The sequence below is a fragment of the Pseudoalteromonas sp. SWYJZ98 genome (assembly GCF_015864495.1).
In the GTDB taxonomy this organism is placed as follows: Bacteria; Pseudomonadota; Gammaproteobacteria; order Enterobacterales; family Alteromonadaceae; genus Pseudoalteromonas; species Pseudoalteromonas distincta.
The window spans coordinates 1-14,819 of sequence record NZ_JADYXA010000021.1; the positions used below are offsets into that span (position 1 = coordinate 1).

Annotated in this window: 13 protein-coding genes, 1 other RNA gene and 1 pseudogene; 8 read left to right on the top strand and 7 right to left on the bottom strand. The window is 38.2% G+C overall.

Annotated features, from left to right (window positions below; translation table 11 throughout):
- Window positions 1-145: 145 nt before the first annotated feature.
- Window positions 146-475, bottom strand: a complete 330-nt coding sequence (locus tag I6F10_RS12640; protein WP_002962947.1) for a translation initiation factor — start codon at window positions 473-475, stop codon at window positions 146-148.
- 135 nt (window positions 476-610) lie between these two features.
- Here I6F10_RS12640 and I6F10_RS12645 point away from each other — a divergent pair, with 135 nt between their 5' ends.
- The 4 genes from I6F10_RS12645 to I6F10_RS12660 all read left to right on the top strand — a co-directional run bounded on the left by I6F10_RS12645 (window position 611) and on the right by I6F10_RS12660 (window position 4,552).
- A complete protein-coding gene (locus I6F10_RS12645; RefSeq protein WP_165744207.1) occupies window positions 611-916 on the top strand; it encodes an STAS domain-containing protein in 306 nt (101 codons plus the stop codon).
- Window positions 916-2,565, top strand: a complete 1,650-nt coding sequence (locus I6F10_RS12650; RefSeq protein WP_165744208.1) for a SpoIIE family protein phosphatase — start codon at window positions 916-918, stop codon at window positions 2,563-2,565. Before I6F10_RS12645 ends, I6F10_RS12650 begins: the two co-directional genes overlap by 1 nt.
- 56 nt (window positions 2,566-2,621) lie before the next feature.
- Entirely contained in the window at window positions 2,622-3,281 is a 660-nt protein-coding gene (locus tag I6F10_RS12655; protein ID WP_165744209.1) for a GAF domain-containing protein, read from the top strand.
- 80 nt (window positions 3,282-3,361) lie between these two features.
- Window positions 3,362-4,552: an amino acid aminotransferase gene (locus I6F10_RS12660; protein WP_002962951.1), complete on the top strand. Its 1,191-nt coding sequence runs from the start codon at window positions 3,362-3,364 to the stop codon at window positions 4,550-4,552.
- A 74-nt stretch (window positions 4,553-4,626) separates the two neighbouring features.
- On the opposite strand, the gene I6F10_RS12665 is transcribed toward I6F10_RS12660, so the two are convergent.
- Complete coding sequence (locus I6F10_RS12665) at window positions 4,627-5,829, bottom strand: aromatic amino acid transport family protein (protein WP_007581988.1); 1,203 nt, start codon at window positions 5,827-5,829, stop codon at window positions 4,627-4,629.
- A 216-nt stretch (window positions 5,830-6,045) separates the two neighbouring features.
- Here I6F10_RS12665 and I6F10_RS12670 point away from each other — a divergent pair, with 216 nt between their 5' ends.
- Window positions 6,046-6,939 carry a DMT family transporter gene (locus tag I6F10_RS12670; protein WP_165744210.1) on the top strand — a complete coding sequence of 298 codons (894 nt, stop codon included), beginning with the start codon at window positions 6,046-6,048 and terminating at the stop codon, window positions 6,937-6,939.
- A 132-nt stretch (window positions 6,940-7,071) separates the two neighbouring features.
- On the opposite strand, the gene I6F10_RS12675 is transcribed toward I6F10_RS12670, so the two are convergent.
- On the bottom strand, window positions 7,072-7,950 hold the full coding sequence (locus I6F10_RS12675) for a flagellar protein MotY (protein WP_024595663.1): 879 nt from the start codon (window positions 7,948-7,950) through the stop codon (window positions 7,072-7,074).
- A 202-nt stretch (window positions 7,951-8,152) separates the two neighbouring features.
- Here I6F10_RS12675 and rnt point away from each other — a divergent pair, with 202 nt between their 5' ends.
- Window positions 8,153-8,857: a ribonuclease T gene (gene rnt / locus I6F10_RS12680; protein ID WP_165744211.1), complete on the top strand. Its 705-nt coding sequence runs from the start codon at window positions 8,153-8,155 to the stop codon at window positions 8,855-8,857.
- Here rnt and I6F10_RS12685 read toward each other — a convergent pair.
- Window positions 8,841-10,465, bottom strand: a pseudogene (locus tag I6F10_RS12685) (DUF342 domain-containing protein). The gene rnt and the pseudogene I6F10_RS12685 overlap by 17 nt on opposite strands.
- Window positions 10,466-10,740: 275 nt before the next feature.
- Here I6F10_RS12685 and ssrA point away from each other — a divergent pair.
- Window positions 10,741-11,097, top strand: a transfer-messenger RNA (tmRNA) gene (gene ssrA, locus I6F10_RS12690).
- A gap of 98 nt (window positions 11,098-11,195) precedes the next feature.
- Here ssrA and I6F10_RS12695 read toward each other — a convergent pair.
- The 3 genes from I6F10_RS12695 to I6F10_RS12705 all read right to left on the bottom strand — a co-directional run bounded on the left by I6F10_RS12695 (window position 11,196) and on the right by I6F10_RS12705 (window position 13,780).
- Window positions 11,196-12,287 (bottom strand): hypothetical protein, encoded by a 1,092-nt coding sequence (locus tag I6F10_RS12695; protein WP_331461830.1) that lies wholly within the window; start codon window positions 12,285-12,287, stop codon window positions 11,196-11,198.
- 156 nt (window positions 12,288-12,443) lie between these two features.
- The gene (locus I6F10_RS12700; RefSeq protein WP_165743637.1) at window positions 12,444-12,740 is read right to left on the bottom strand and encodes a hypothetical protein; all 297 of its coding nucleotides are present in this window, start codon (window positions 12,738-12,740) and stop codon (window positions 12,444-12,446) included.
- Between the two features lie 35 nt (window positions 12,741-12,775).
- Window positions 12,776-13,780 (bottom strand): YHYH protein, encoded by a 1,005-nt coding sequence (locus I6F10_RS12705; RefSeq protein ID WP_165743639.1) that lies wholly within the window; start codon window positions 13,778-13,780, stop codon window positions 12,776-12,778.
- A 186-nt stretch (window positions 13,781-13,966) separates the two neighbouring features.
- Here I6F10_RS12705 and I6F10_RS12710 point away from each other — a divergent pair, with 186 nt between their 5' ends.
- Window positions 13,967-14,725, top strand: coding sequence for a sulfite exporter TauE/SafE family protein (locus tag I6F10_RS12710; RefSeq protein ID WP_165743640.1), 759 nt, complete (start codon window positions 13,967-13,969; stop codon window positions 14,723-14,725).
- The last annotated feature ends 94 nt before the right edge of the window (window positions 14,726-14,819 follow it).

The window sequence follows — 14,819 nt, forward strand, 5'->3', positions numbered from 1 at the left end:
AATGCCAATCCATAACTGGAATCTGACATTGTCGCAATTGGCCATCCACTTCGAAGGTAGATTAGATGGTGTGCTAGATATTTAGCAATTTAGGCTGACACAGAATTCTGAACGCCCTCAAGTAATTAGTTAATAAAATTGCGGGTTAACCACCCGCAATTTTAACTTTAAATTTTAAAGCTTCTAAAATGCCTTTTAGTTTATCTCGGTCATCACCTTGTACTTCAATAATGCCTTCTTTTACTGCGCCGCCTTGGCCCATTTTGCTTTTTATAGTTTTAGCTAACTTTTTTAAATCGTGATCTTTTGGATCAATGCCAACAACTAGCATAACTCCTTTGCCTTTACGTCCTTTTGTTTGACGCTCAATGCGAATAAAACCATCTTTAAAAAGTTTAGCGTGTAACTCTTTTTCTGGTTTAGGCTGGTCAATGCGACCCGTACTAGTTGAATATACTAAGTGACTATCACTCATACCTTACCTTTGTGGATAAAAATGAATTAAATACTGGTGTAAATGATAGCAAATTTGAAGTTGTGTGTTTTTCTTTTTGCTAAATACTTTTAACAGGTTATATTTAGTTCAAAGGAAATATTATTGGAGTTTACTATGAGTTTAACTAAGAATGAATCTGTCGATGGCACTACATTAACAATACAAATTAAAGGTAAGTTTGATTTTAATTTAGTGCAATCTTTTCGCCAAGCCTATGCTCAAATGAGCGAAGAAACAGTAAAGGTAATTATCGATTTAAGAGAGACTGATTATATGGATAGTTCAGCACTTGGCATGTTACTTAATATGAAAAAAACCATTGATAGCCAAGTGCAAACCATCGAAATAAGTAATTGCCAACCTCAGCTTAGAAAAATCCTACAAATTTCACGTTTTGATAAAAAGTTTGATATTAGCTAATGATACATGTGTTGATTGTTGATGATCAGGCGCTCAATCGCATTTTACTAAGTAAAATGCTTGAGCAGGAAGGTTATAAAATCTCATTGGCTTACAATGGGCTAGATGCACTTAATGTACTTAAAAGAGAGCAAATAGACATTGTTCTACTTGATGTTTTAATGCCCGTAATGGATGGTTTTAAAACCGCTGAAAAGATAAAACAGCAGTATAGTGAAGTTTACTTACCGATTATTTTTATAACTTCCTTAGACGATCAAGCAAGTTTTGAGCGCTGCCTTGCGGTAGGTGGCGATGACTTTATTCATAAACCATTTGAAAAAGTTATTTTGTACGCAAAAATTAAAGCACATAGCCGCACCAGAGAGTTGAGTAAAAAATCAAATCAACAAAAAAAGCTGCTTGAATATCATCACAATCAAATTGAACGTGAACACGAAATAATTGAGCATATTTTTAATAACTCATTAGAGAATCAAGGCAAGTTTAAAGAGTACCTCGATTTTAATTTATCGCCGGCGTCTATGTTTAACGGCGATATGTTTTTAGTGGCACAAAGTCCAATAGGCAATCTGTATTGCATGTTGGGAGACTTTACCGGGCACGGTTTAGCGGCAGCTATTGGGGCATTACCTATCTCTCGTGTTTTTTATACTATGGTACAAAAAGGCATGGCGATTAATGACATTGCCTGTGAACTAAATACACTGCTTTACAACCTCCTGCCTGGACACATGTTTTGTGCTGCAACCATTATAGAGCTTAGTGCATCCGGTAAAAGTATTTCTGCATGGATGGGCGGCCTGCCAGATGCGTATCTAATAGATAAAGACGGTAATGTAAAACAAACATTAGAGTCGCAACATATGGCGCTGGGGATTTTAGACGACCAAGAGTTTGAATATGAAGTTATTCACTTTGAAACAAATAGTAATACACGCCTAGTACTAGCAACCGACGGTATTATAGAAACAGCAAACAAAGAAGATACATTTTTTGGGGAAGAGCGTTTTTTACAAACCTTAAAAAGTAAATCGATGATTAGTAGCGAAGATATAGTGGCTGACGTTACTAAGTTTGCTGATGGCACTAAACAGCAAGATGATTTAAGTATTGTTTTACTAAACTGTCTGCCTTTAGTTCCTGAGGAGCAAGAGCGAGAAGCATTCTCTACTTTAGCGTTTAATTTATCTTTGAGTTTAAACTCAGAACAAATAAAAAAAACAGACCCCGTTTACGACGTTGTTAATATTTTAAGCAGTGTTGAGGGGTTAAATGCTCACCGCTCTAATATATTTTTACTGTTGTCTGAGGCGTATAACAATGCGCTTGATCATGGTGTACTAGGGCTAGACTCAGAGATTAAAAAACAAGAAGACGGTTTTTTTCGATATTACGAATTAAGAGAGGCAGCTCTTGCTAAACTTACAGATGCTATGATTATTATTGATATGCGCTATTGCCCTGATACGCTCAGTTTATATTTCATTATTTGTGATTCAGGCCGAGGGTTTAGTAGTAAGCACGATGAGCTGGCAAAGGTTAATAATGAATTTGGTAGAGGGGTGTCTTTATTAGAAGAAATAGCCGAAAAAGTAACTTATAACGCCAGCGGTAACCAAGTTGAAATGTGCTACAAGTTGAGCTAGCTCTGCAAAAATATCCATGCTATTATTCTCGAAACTTTAGATGTATGGATGGCCAAATGATTTCTTCTTACCTAAAACAAGCACAACTAAGTGCTAATCCAGCTTTGATTTCAACAGAGCTTGAAAAGCTTGAGCTACATTTAGCAAACACAACTTTGCCTGATGTATGTTGGGAGTATCAAATACCTGAGCTTGGCGAGGGCGGTGCGTGTAGTTTATTTGGTTACCTACAAGATGAGCCATTCAAATTAACTGATTATCTTAAAAATGATGAGCAAACACAGTTCAAGCTAGCTAATTTACGAAGTATTGTGAGCTACATTGAGCAACAAACAAGTGTTGATTGGTATGGTATTTATCAATCAACTAATACTAGTGAAGGTAAGCAACTATTAAAATTAGCTTATCATGGTGCGCCTAGTCGTCCGTTGTTCCCTTTAACGCAAGCATTTGCGGCAGGTAGTAATAACGTGCAGGTTGCGCTATCTCACAAGGGCCGTATTATTAATAACGTTGAAGCGTATTTATCACAAGGTGGTGAATACTACACATGCGATCCTAAAGTTAAATCAGAAACCTGCTTACCTTTATTTAATACACAAAATGAATGTGTTGGTATTGTAGATGCTGAAGCCTTTAAAAATGATTTTTTTGATGAAAAGACGCTTGCCGTTTTAATTGCATGTTGTATTAAAATTCCTCACTTTCTAGTGTAAATAACGCTAGTCAACATGATGTGCTTTTATGTTAAGCTTAGCTTAACAGCTAACCCCTAAATAACGATAAGAGATAGCCAATGTTCTCAGTATTAAAACCATTACCAACAGATCCTATTCTTGGCCTTATGGCGGCCTATAAACAAGATACAAACCCTAATAAAATTGATTTAGGTGTAGGTGTCTACAAAGATGAGCAAGGCAATACACCGGTTCTTAAAGCGGTTAAAAAAGCTGAAGCGTTTCGTCTTGAAAACGAAATGAGCAAATCTTACATTGGTTTAGCGGGTAACTTAGATTACTGCCAAAAGATGGAGCAGTTACTACTAGGCGAACATCAAGCATTGCTAGCAAATCGCGTACGTACTGCGCAAGCGCCAGGTGGTACGGGCGCACTTCGCGTTGCAGCTGAATTTATTAAGCGTTGCAATGCAGATGCAACAGTATGGGTAACTAACCCAACATGGGCAAACCATATTAGCTTGTTTGAAGCTGCAGGCTTAACAGTAAAAGAATACCCGTATTACGATTACGAAAATAAAGACTTACTGTTTGATGAAATGATCAATACACTTAAACAAGTGCCTAAAGGTGATGTGGTTTTAGTGCATGCATGTTGTCATAACCCAAGCGGTATGGACTTAAACGAAACACAGTGGAACACAGTTGCCGAACTTGCAAAAGAAGTTGGCTTTACACCACTTGTTGATATTGCATACCAAGGCTTTGGTGCTTCACTTGAAGAAGATGCACGTGGCTTACGTATTTTAGCTGATGCAGTAGAAGAGCTAATTATTTGTTCTTCATGTTCTAAAAACTTTGGCTTATACCGCGAGCGTATTGGTGCATGTTCACTAATTGCAAAAGATAGCGCAACAGCAGATATTTCAAACTCTGTAATGCTAAGCGTTGTACGTAGTATTTACTCAATGCCGCCAGCGCATGGTGCTGATATTGTTAATACTATTTTAAGCAGTACAGAGCTTACACAATTATGGCACTCTGAGCTTGATGAAATGCGTAGCCGCATAAATGGCTTACGTAGCTTAATTAAGGAAAGCTTAGCAACTAAAGATATTGCGCAAGACTTCTCATTTATTGAACGCCAAAACGGTATGTTTTCTTTCTTAGGTATTAATAAAGAGCAAATTGCTCGCCTACAAAAAGAATATGGTATTTACATTGTTGGTTCTAGCCGTGTAAATGTTGCAGGTGTTAGCCAGTCAAATATTGAATACTTTTCAAATGCTGTAGCTGACGTTTGTAAATAAACGCAGTTAATATAAAAAAACCGCACATCTAATGATGTGCGGTTTTTTTATTATCTAAATTAAAACAAAAAGATTTAACCGATAGCAGGGATTAGCCCCGCCATTTGCATAAACTGCGCAGCAATAATCGTTATGCCACATATAGCTGCTATGCCAAGCCCAACATTCCCACTTTTAACTTTATAGCCTGTTTTACTTGATGTTGTACGCTGTTTATAAACCATTGCTACAGGCAAAAATATTGCAAGTACGACAAGTGCTATTGCAGCGTAACCTAAAGCCATAATAAAGCCTTGAGGATAAAATAATGCAAAGCCAAGCGGCGGAATAAACGTAATTAAGGCCGTTTTAATTCGGTCCGTTTTATTGTCACCTTTTTTAAATGTATCAGCAAAAAAATCAAATAACCCTAAACTCACCCCTAAAAATGATGTCGCAAGTGCTAAATCAGCAAATAACTTAACGGCCGTTGCTACACTTGGGTTATGCGCAATACTTGCCACGCTTGATACAAAGCCACTAAGGCCTTGGCTGTTGAGTAAGTCAGCTTGGCTCATAATACCTTGGCTAAGTAGTTGCCAAAAAATATAAATGACTAAAGGCAGGGCGGCTCCAGCAATCATTACTTTGCGCAGTACTTTTATTTCTACACCAACATATTTAACAATAGAAGGAATAGAGCCATGAAAGCCAAACGAAGTAAATATAACCGGTATAGCCGAAAGGATTAACCCTTGCTCTACAGGCATTTCTAATAAGTGCTTACCTTGTACATAAGGGGTTAGCATGTAAAACAAACTAGCTAATACAATAATTTTTATAGTAAATAACACTCTGTTTAGTTTATCTACCTTGCTAGTGCCCAGCGTTACCACACTTGCAATAATAACAGCGAGGATCACAGAGCCAAACTGTGGGGCTATATTTACATCAAAGCCTATATTTATACGCGCTTGAAGTTGTGCACCACCACCTGCAATATAAGCAGCGCATAAAGCGTAAAATAAAAAAACCATCGAAAAATTCGCAATGTATTGTCCGCGCTTTCCAAGCCATAATTTAGCCAACGTATTTAACGTTGCATCGCGTGGTGCATATTGATGTAGCTCTAGCATGAGTAGTGCGGTGTAGGTCATTAGTAACCAGCTAGCAATTATCAATGCAAGCGCGGTACTAAACCCAAGCCCGGCAGATGCAATTGGCAATGCCAACATACCTGCACCAATAGTTGTGCCTGCAACAATTAACATGCTTCCAGTTGTTTTATTTTTAAGCACTTAATTACCTTAATTATTATTAATATACATGCACGATATAACTAGTTACTCAAATCTCAAATAGTTTTGTAATAAAAGAACGGTATTAAAATGTAACCTACAATTTACAACTGTATTTATTAAGGACTTGTATGCATTTAAAAGTATTAAAATAGGGTGGTGAGGGTATAATTTTATGTACGTTGGATTGCGTTATAAAACGCTAAGGATTGGCATGTGCCGGTAAAAGTATCGTATTTTTTTATGGTTCTCATTTGGTCTACTACACCTCTGGGGATTGTGTGGAGCAGTGAAACAGTATCGCCAACGCTTGCTGTATTAATGCGTATGCTGGTGGGGTTGTTTTTAGGTGGTTTAATTGTTGCCATAACAAACATTAGAGTACCTTGGAGCAAAAATGCGTGCTTACTTTATTTTTATTCGAGTATAGGTATTTTTGGCGGTATGTTACTGAGCTATATGGCAGCTAAAACAGTCCCTTCGGGTATTATTTCGCTTATGTTTGGCCTTGCACCTATCTTGTCGGGGTTGCTTGCTCAGAAGTTATTAAATGAACCTAAATTTAGCCCGATTAAATTAGTGGCGTTAGCGTGCGCCTTAATCGGCTTATATTTTGTTAGTTATAACCAAGTACAAAACTCGCAAACTCAAGGGCTCGGGTTACTTTATGTGTTTATGGCTGTCTGCTTTTTTAGCTTAAGTGGTGTGATGATTAAGCGTGTACAGATTGCGATTCATCCTATGGCGACAACATTTGGTGCCTTAGTTTTTGTAACCCCACTCTTTTTTATTGCTTGGTGGTTATTAGATGGTCAGTTGCATATACAGAACTGGAGTGCAAAATCATTGTGGGCAATTGGTTATCTAGGTGTGTTTGGATCTTTAGTTGGGGCTTTGGCGTATTTTCATGTACTGCAAAACCTAAATGCGAGTACGGTATCACTTACTACGCTCATAACTCCTAGCTTTGCGTTAGGCTTAGGAGCTTGGCTAAACAATGAGCCATTAAGCCAGGAGCTAATAATTGGTGCGGTTATTATTTTAATTAGCCTAGGCTTTTTCCAATTTGGTGATAAATTTTTAAAGCGAAAGAGAGTAAGCTCAAATTAGTTTTACTACATTTTTCAATTTGGTGATAAATTTTTAAAGCGAAAGAGAGTAAGCGCAAATTAGTTTTACTGCATTTTTTCAATTTGTTGATAAGTTTTTAAAGCGAAAGAGAGTAAGCGCAAATTAGTTTTACTACATTTTCTCTATTTGAATAATTAAACGACGGTTTTTGTCTCGGCCTAAAATGTTATCGTTATTATCAACAAAGCGTTTTTCGCCTAAACCGGTGGTTTGTACTTTTGCTTCATCGACACCCAAGCTCACCATATAATCTTTTATAGTTTTGGCGCGCTTGCGCGATAAATCTAAGTTATTCCAGCGGCCGCCATAACTATCGGTGTATGAGTCAATACTAATGGACTCTATGCTTGCATCATTTTTTAAATACTCAGCAATTTTATCAAGGCGTTGTTGCGACGATTTAGTTAATTTACTGCTGTTAGATTGATAGTTCATTACAGTAAACGAAATATCTTCAAAGCTGTAAGGGAGTAGCTCATCACGGCATTGTAAAAAAGCCCAGTAAGCTTGTTTAAAGTTTACACTCGATATACCAACGGCAATTTTATCGGCACTGTTTTGCCAGTCTTGATAATAAAAAGTAGGGTAGTAGCCTTTTTCAAGCTCGCTAAGCATCTCCCATGCGGTTTTATTACCCAGCTCACCATCAAACTTTTTAAGTAATTTCATATTTGCAATATCACGGGCCGGTAAGCCTGCTCGCCAAGACGGTGGCACGGCTTTTAAACCAGCAATTGCGTAATTATCTGGGCGTACAACCATATCTAAATTAAACGTTAAGTTTTTATTTTTACTTGCTGAAGCTTTAAAAATAGCTTCCCCATAATAAGGAACTTCATGATTTAATTGGCATTGTAAGCGCGTTGTTTTAACGACTTCCCAGTTGGAGTTGTCTTGGGTTGCTGTGTATTGGCGCATAGCAGCTTGCGAGTGAGTACTGCAAAGCACTGCACTTATACTAAGGCTAATAAATAACAACTTATACTTCATGGTGCTCTCCAGCTATCCGGGAATGCCAATAATTTGGCAAATTAACGACTGCAATGATTAGTTTGTTCTCTACGTAACTAACTTATAAGTTAAAGCAAGTTATGTGCCTACAATTTTAAAGCAATAAATACTTAAATCCCCTAGCCTAGGGGGCATCAATTTTGACATAATAGTCAGCTTACACGTATAAACAAAGAAGACTATGGCAAATACTGAGCAAACACCTTTCGCAAAACGCTTTCGTGGATTTTTTCCTGTTGTTATTGATGTTGAAACTGCAGGTTTTAACAAAGAGACAGATGCCTTGTTAGAAATAGCAGCTTCTGTTTTAAAAATGGATGACGAAGGACTGCTCAGCATAGATCATACTGTTCATTTTCATGTTCAGCCATTCGAAGGCGCTAATATTGAACAAGCAGCCATCGACTTTAACGGTATAGACCCGTTTTCACCATTACGTGGCGCAGTACCTGAAGACGAAGTAATTAAAGAAATATGTAAAGTAGTACGCAAAGCGCAAAAGGCCGCTGGGTGCCAACGCTCAGTTATTGTGGCGCATAATGCCGCATTCGATCATGGCTTTTTAAATGCAGCAATAGAGCGTAATAACATTAAGCGTACGCCATTTCATCCATTTGTAAGCTTTGATACAACATCTTTAGCGGGTTTAGCGTTAGGGCAGACTGTATTAGCAAAAGCATGTAGAGCGGCTGGTATAGAGTTTGATAACAGCCAAGCACACTCAGCGCTTTACGACACAGAACGTACAGCTGAGCTTTATTGTTTAATAGTAAATCGCTGGCAGCAATTAGGTGGTTGGCCATTAGCGCCAACCGACGATTGCGACGCTAATGCCGAAGTTGAAACTGAGACACAAAATAACGAAGAAACTAAAACGTCTGAGTAATTTTACCCTCAGTTAACTTAACTAGGTGGGGCGGGTAAATACGCGAAAATTGTTTAGAATCTTTCGCTATTTTAAGCTCCACACCAGGGTGCATTAATTCATTTACTTTTAAACGACTACTGGCAAGTAATTGCACTATTTTTTGCTTAATAAGTAGTTTTTGACGATGAATATGCGCAGAGCGTATTTTTATATGCTTTTCATTTTCAGTTATCTTATTCATGAATTGCTGACGCTGAGCAGCCCCCGCAATTTTACTCGCTTTTTCACGAGCCTGTTGTAAAGCGGTTACTTTAGTCGCAAGTACTTTTTCAAAATCGGTTATTTGTGTTTGCTTTTGGCGAAGCTCAAACCAGAGTTGTGCTAAAAATACGCGTGTTTTAGTACCGGCTGGCGCGCCTAGCTCACCCGTTTCAATGCGCATAGCATCTAAAATATTACCGCCAATAATTTTACCTCGCGGATCATTTGCTTTGCCTACACGTATTAATCGCCTAGCGCTTAAATCACAATGTAGAGCTTGGCGTTCAATAAATAAATCTTGTTCTGATTTAATATTGCAGTACTGAGCATAACCAATAGAAATAGTTCGTTGAGCGGTTATAGAGCATGTAAATGCTTCCTCGCCTTCACGTTTTCTACCAATTGCGCCAAGCATAATGGTTACCGCACTTTTACTTTCAACAGCTCCTGATTCTACAAAACCCAGTACCGTAATATCACCATTGGCTTTTACACGCATGCCGTCTTTAATATCGCCAGTAATAATTACGCTACCATCAAAATCAACGTGGCCTGTACTTACATCTACATTATCAAAGCATAAAACGTCATCTACACGCATACCTCGGGGTAGGGCAACGGGCACACCTTTGCAGTCGGCAATAAGCATATTAGGATTATTAGGATCTACTTTTGTACCTTCGAAAGGCTGGAGTTGGTGATCTGTACCTGGTTTTGCACTAATTGAATCGCCAAATACCGTATAACCATCTTCTCCAGGGGTAGCGGCAATACGCTGCATTAAGGGAGTACCAGGTTTTACGGTGATAATAGCGCCAAGATTTTTCATATCAACCTTACCGCCTTCTTTAGCTTGTGGGCTAAGCACACGGTCTTGGGCTGTTGAGCATAAACGCACAAATTTAGCATCGCTGCCTTTTTTAGGATTACGCCCATGTGCAATTATGGCGCTATAAGAGCTTCCTGCTGGTTTTTCAAATTGCTGGCCTAAAAAGGTATCAGCGCGCGTGGGCTTATTCCTTTTTTAACACCTGCATTAGCAAGCGCTTTTTGTGCACCTTCCATAGACAAAAGCGCACCACCTTTAGCGGTAGTTAATGTTGCTTCTGCGACCATGTTTTTTTCATCAATATTAATGACAAGCGACGCATCTACCGCTTTAGCAACGACAAGTGATACTTCCTGATAGTTTTTAGTTGGCGCAAAAAGCTTTCCAATATTGGCAATGACAGCTTCGTACTCACTAAACTCAGATTGTTCGAGCATTTGCGTTAACTGAGTACTTGTAACAGGAAAGCCACTATCAATAGGGTGACTAACTAAAGAGACAAACCCTGTATTTTGATCTAATGAAAAAACCGACATTTATTAATTCCCTACTCTATGCCTGTTATTATTTTTTTTTACAACTAAAGGTTTAGAAATGACAGGTTTAGAAATGACAAAAACCTTAACTCCTTATTTGAACACAGGTTAAACACATTGTTAAGCAAATGTTTAGATGGGCTTGCATAAACTAAATTTTGGTTACTTAATGCTCGGTTAGTGCACGCAATTAAAATAAAGCGTTACTAGGCCTTGAGTATCAGTACTTTACTCAGTTATACTGTTTGCACGCTCTGAATTGAGTTACTAATTCAGGGGCTGATTAGGATTCGACGGAATTCAAGAAGCCCAAGGTGCATGTCGAGGTGCGGTTTGCCTCGTTAAACAGCCGCAACCTAAAGTAATCGCAAACGACGATAACTACTCTCTAGCAGCTTAGGCTGGCTAGCGCTCCTTCCATGTATTCTTGTGGACTGGATTTTGGAGTGTCACCCTAACACCTGATCGCGACGGAAACCCTGGCCGGGGTTGAAGCGTTAAAACTAAGCGGCCTCGCCTTTATTTACCGTGTTTGTCCGGGACTTAAAGGTTAATTAAATGACAATACTAAACATGTAGTACCGACGGTCGAGGCTTTTCGGACGGGGGTTCAAATCCCCCCAGCTCCACCAATAAAGGTTTTTGAATTCGTTATTCGAAAACCATAAGAAACCCGCAAATTTGTTAATCCAAATTTGCGGGTTTTTTTATGGAATTTATAAAATAAAGTTTAAGAATGTCTTATTGCGCGTAGCTTCATTTTTATTGCAATCACAAGCAGGCTGAATAACGACAGCATACTTATTAATAACGTTAGGTTAAGTATGGGGTTACTTGGCTCGTAGGTAGTGACAGGGGAGTTGTTTGTAGTTTGCGAGTTTTGATATTGCCTAATATAGCTTTGGCTGATCCAATCTACCGCGTTTATCCATTGTACTTTGCCGGGATCAGTATTGTTTAGCATCCCTATTGCATGTTTATCGTTATCTAAGCCTTTTGAAAGTTGTACCAGTTGCTGCCAAAATTTATTTTTAGGGCCTAGGTCATCTATTTCTTGCAGGTGCTGTTGTAATTTATCGCCCCCCATCGTTTTTATATCAGCTTGTCCTGTACTTTGCGCGTAGCTATTTATCAGCGATGAAAAGCGACTAAAGTACTCATTACTTTTTTGTTGTGTAAGGTTAACTGTTTGATCGTTTGTTACTTTTTGTGTTGGTTTATTTAGGCTATTTTGATCAATCAAATATTGTTTATAGTTTTGGTAACTTAAGTTATTTGTTGTTGTGTTATTTAGGGTGCCAAAGTTATTTTTAAGTGCATTAACACTGATCACTACGCCTATTATGGTAATAATACAAAGTGCGCAATAGCAAAAGTACAATGCGCTTTTTAAAGTGTTACGCAGTAATTTATATTTATTATAACTTTGCTTAATAGCTGCAGCTGTATTTGGGGCTTCACCTGTATCTAGGCGTTCATTTTGTATTGAGATATTTTTGCCGCTAGTGCTTTCACTAATGTGTTTATCTGTATTTTTACTGTGCTCAGTGAGTGCTATTTGATTATTTTGAGACTTAGAGGTTACAGTAGAGGGTTGAGGTTCTACATTAGTAATCAAACCTAGCTTTTTTAGTGAGGATTCTGTTTTAACAGCATCAATACTCGATAAGTCTTTTTTTAAAGCGTAAGCTTTTCCATCAAATAACTGAATAACAATATTATGAGGAATATTAAGAAGTTGGCTAAGTTTTTCTTGGGCAGAGGTAATGTCAGTATTTTGATATAACTGACCATTAAAAACAATTTTAAATGTGGCGCTCACGTTAGTACCTTGCTTGTGTAATTCCATTTTTGGAATTTTATTTTTATTATTTGATACACAAAGCTAACTTAACAGATAAAGGGTATGCTTTCTAATGATTTGCGATTAAAAAAGCCTTAACAAACAGCGTTAAGGCTTTGGCGTGTAGCTGTTACTTTATCGTTTAGCGAGTGATTTTACAGATTGCTTTTGGTCACTTGCTGGTTGGGTTGCTTTGTCTATTAATGTTTCAAGTGGTTTATTTCGAACGCACATAAGTACTTTGTTCATTGCTTGGCATGTGCCTGTCGCTTTTTTATCATGGCTTGTGTAGCTGCAATCTTCATTAATGGCTTTTGCTTCACATGCTTCCCAAGGCGCATTTGAGCCGTGGCCTGCATGACTTAGCGTAGAGCATGAGGCAGCAAGTAATAAGCCAGTGGTTAGTGCTTTTATTACGTTAAATATTTTCATTAGTATCTCAGTTAATTATTTGGCCAAAATGTGCGTTATCTTGCGGTAGCACCTTTAAAGCAACCAATAAACATGTTTTCAGATACGTCGGCTGCATGGTAGTGGTAACCGCGTGTATCGTCGGTGTGGCCTCTACATTCGTCTAAATCAGTGGGTTCTAATCCATCTTCGTTAAGCATGCCAAATATACCAAATCCATCGAGTGCATAACCCATCATGGCGGCATGACCGTCTGATTGAATTTGTGTTTGGCTACAGCCTGCTTCACCGTGATAGTGATAACCTGCTACTAAGTTAATATGGCCAGCGCAATCATCAAAGGCTGCAATAGTGTATGCGCCTAAAATAGCCTCAACAGGGGCTGGTGCAGCAAGTACAACACCATTGAGAGCAACACCTACATTAGCGTTACCAATACTGCTGTTTTGAGTGGTTGCAACGGGCGTTATTGGTATTAAAAATGATTCTGATATACCGCCATCAACATAATCAATAGAGCATTCTACGCAGTGGTTTTGGTATTGTTCTTCTACGTTTGGACGTGCAGCGCCATCACACGATTCTTGTGTGTCTGTTACATTTACAAGGCCTGTACCTTCGTCGTATAGCTGCCAATGACTATCGTTATATAATGTAGGAAGATTTAAAATAAAGTCACCAGTTATATCGTAAACCTCACCGGTGCCATCAAACCAAATACCGGCTTCGTCTGCTGTTGAGGTGATATTTTGAGGGCAGAATACACCAATCTCGTAATTTGAAGGTGCACCGGCAATATCAATTTTGTAGCATGATGCTTCATCGCCATTACTTAGCGTACATGTTTGAGTGGTAATAGATGAAATGAGTGCATCGCTTTCAAAGTTAAAAGGGTCAACTTCTACAACAAAATCGGTTGAAGTATCTGTTGTAGTTCCCTCATCGGTGGTTGTTTCAGTTACGACGCTACTTTGAGTATCGCTACCGTTACAGGCAGCTAAACTCAGTGCAAGTATACAAACAGCAAGCGGTGCTAAAATTGGTGCGTTAAGTTTTCTCATCAGAAATATCCGGTAATGAAGTTGAATGTATAATATTTGTTAAATGTGCAAACAAAGTGCAAAAACAACGCAACATAATACATTGCCTGAAATAGAGGCTGACAGCGCTAGCTATAAGTGTATGTTGTACCTTTAATTGTTTAAGATACTGCGACTTTAAAGTACCTAAATAGGCAGTGGAGTTTTATGGACTTTTTATTTCCCGACAGTATGTCTTTATTTTTGCTTTTATCGTTGATAATTACAGCTGGGTTTACTTCTTTTGTATCTGCTGCATTTGGTGCGGGTGGCGGATTAATGCTGCTTGTTGTTATGGCGTCGTTTATGCCTATGGCAGTTGTTGTGCCTGTGCATGGTTTAGTACAGCTTGGCTCTAATGCAAATAGGTTATTACTCAGCTTTAAGCATATTGATAAAAGCATGTTTGTATATTTTGCGTTAGGCGGCTTAGTAGGGACGGGGTTATCAAGTTTTGTTATTAATGATATATCGCTTGATGCTATGAAGTTAGTGGTCGCTATTTTTGTTATTTATTTACTGTGGGGTAAAACACCGCCAGTAAAATTAACCTCTAAGTTATGGCGTATGGTCGCCGGTGGCATAACGACTTTTATTTCTATGTTTGTGGGAGCGAGCGGGCCATTAGTTGGTAGCTGTTTATATATAAATAATTACGAAAAGTTAAAATTTACGGCAACGTTTTCGAGCATTATGAGTGTGCAGCATTTATTAAAAGCGGTAATTTATGGTGCTGTTGGCTTTAGCTTTTGGCAATGGATGCCGCTTGTAATTGCTATGGTAATAAGTGGTGCTGTAGGTACTTGGTTTGGAATTAAATTACTTAAAAGGATGGCTGGGGATAAATTTAAGCGTATTTTTAGAGTCGTTTTAACGTTATTAACGCTACAACTCGGTTGGCAAGGTATTAAAATATTACTCCACTAATTTACTTAGTGGAGTAAATTTAATTTTATTAAACATAAATCACTTAAGCGAATTAAATAACTCATTGCCTAAAAACTACCGATGCAGAGCGACT

Excerpts from the sequence above, each read along its gene's own strand:
- I6F10_RS12640 (WP_002962947.1), bottom strand. The coding sequence starts at position 475 with ATGAGTGATAGTCACTTAGTATATTCAACTAGTACGGGTCGCATTGAC.
- I6F10_RS12645 (WP_165744207.1), top strand. The coding sequence starts at position 611 with ATGAGTTTAACTAAGAATGAATCTGTCGATGGCACTACATTAACAATA.
- I6F10_RS12650 (WP_165744208.1), top strand. The coding sequence starts at position 916 with ATGATACATGTGTTGATTGTTGATGATCAGGCGCTCAATCGCATTTTA.
- I6F10_RS12655 (WP_165744209.1), top strand. The coding sequence starts at position 2,622 with ATGATTTCTTCTTACCTAAAACAAGCACAACTAAGTGCTAATCCAGCT.
- I6F10_RS12660 (WP_002962951.1), top strand. The coding sequence starts at position 3,362 with ATGTTCTCAGTATTAAAACCATTACCAACAGATCCTATTCTTGGCCTT.
- I6F10_RS12675 (WP_024595663.1), bottom strand. The coding sequence starts at position 7,950 with ATGAAGTATAAGTTGTTATTTATTAGCCTTAGTATAAGTGCAGTGCTT.
- rnt (WP_165744211.1), top strand. The coding sequence starts at position 8,153 with ATGGCAAATACTGAGCAAACACCTTTCGCAAAACGCTTTCGTGGATTT.
- I6F10_RS12700 (WP_165743637.1), bottom strand. The coding sequence starts at position 12,740 with ATGAAAATATTTAACGTAATAAAAGCACTAACCACTGGCTTATTACTT.
- I6F10_RS12705 (WP_165743639.1), bottom strand. The coding sequence starts at position 13,780 with ATGAGAAAACTTAACGCACCAATTTTAGCACCGCTTGCTGTTTGTATA.
- I6F10_RS12710 (WP_165743640.1), top strand. The coding sequence starts at position 13,967 with ATGGACTTTTTATTTCCCGACAGTATGTCTTTATTTTTGCTTTTATCG.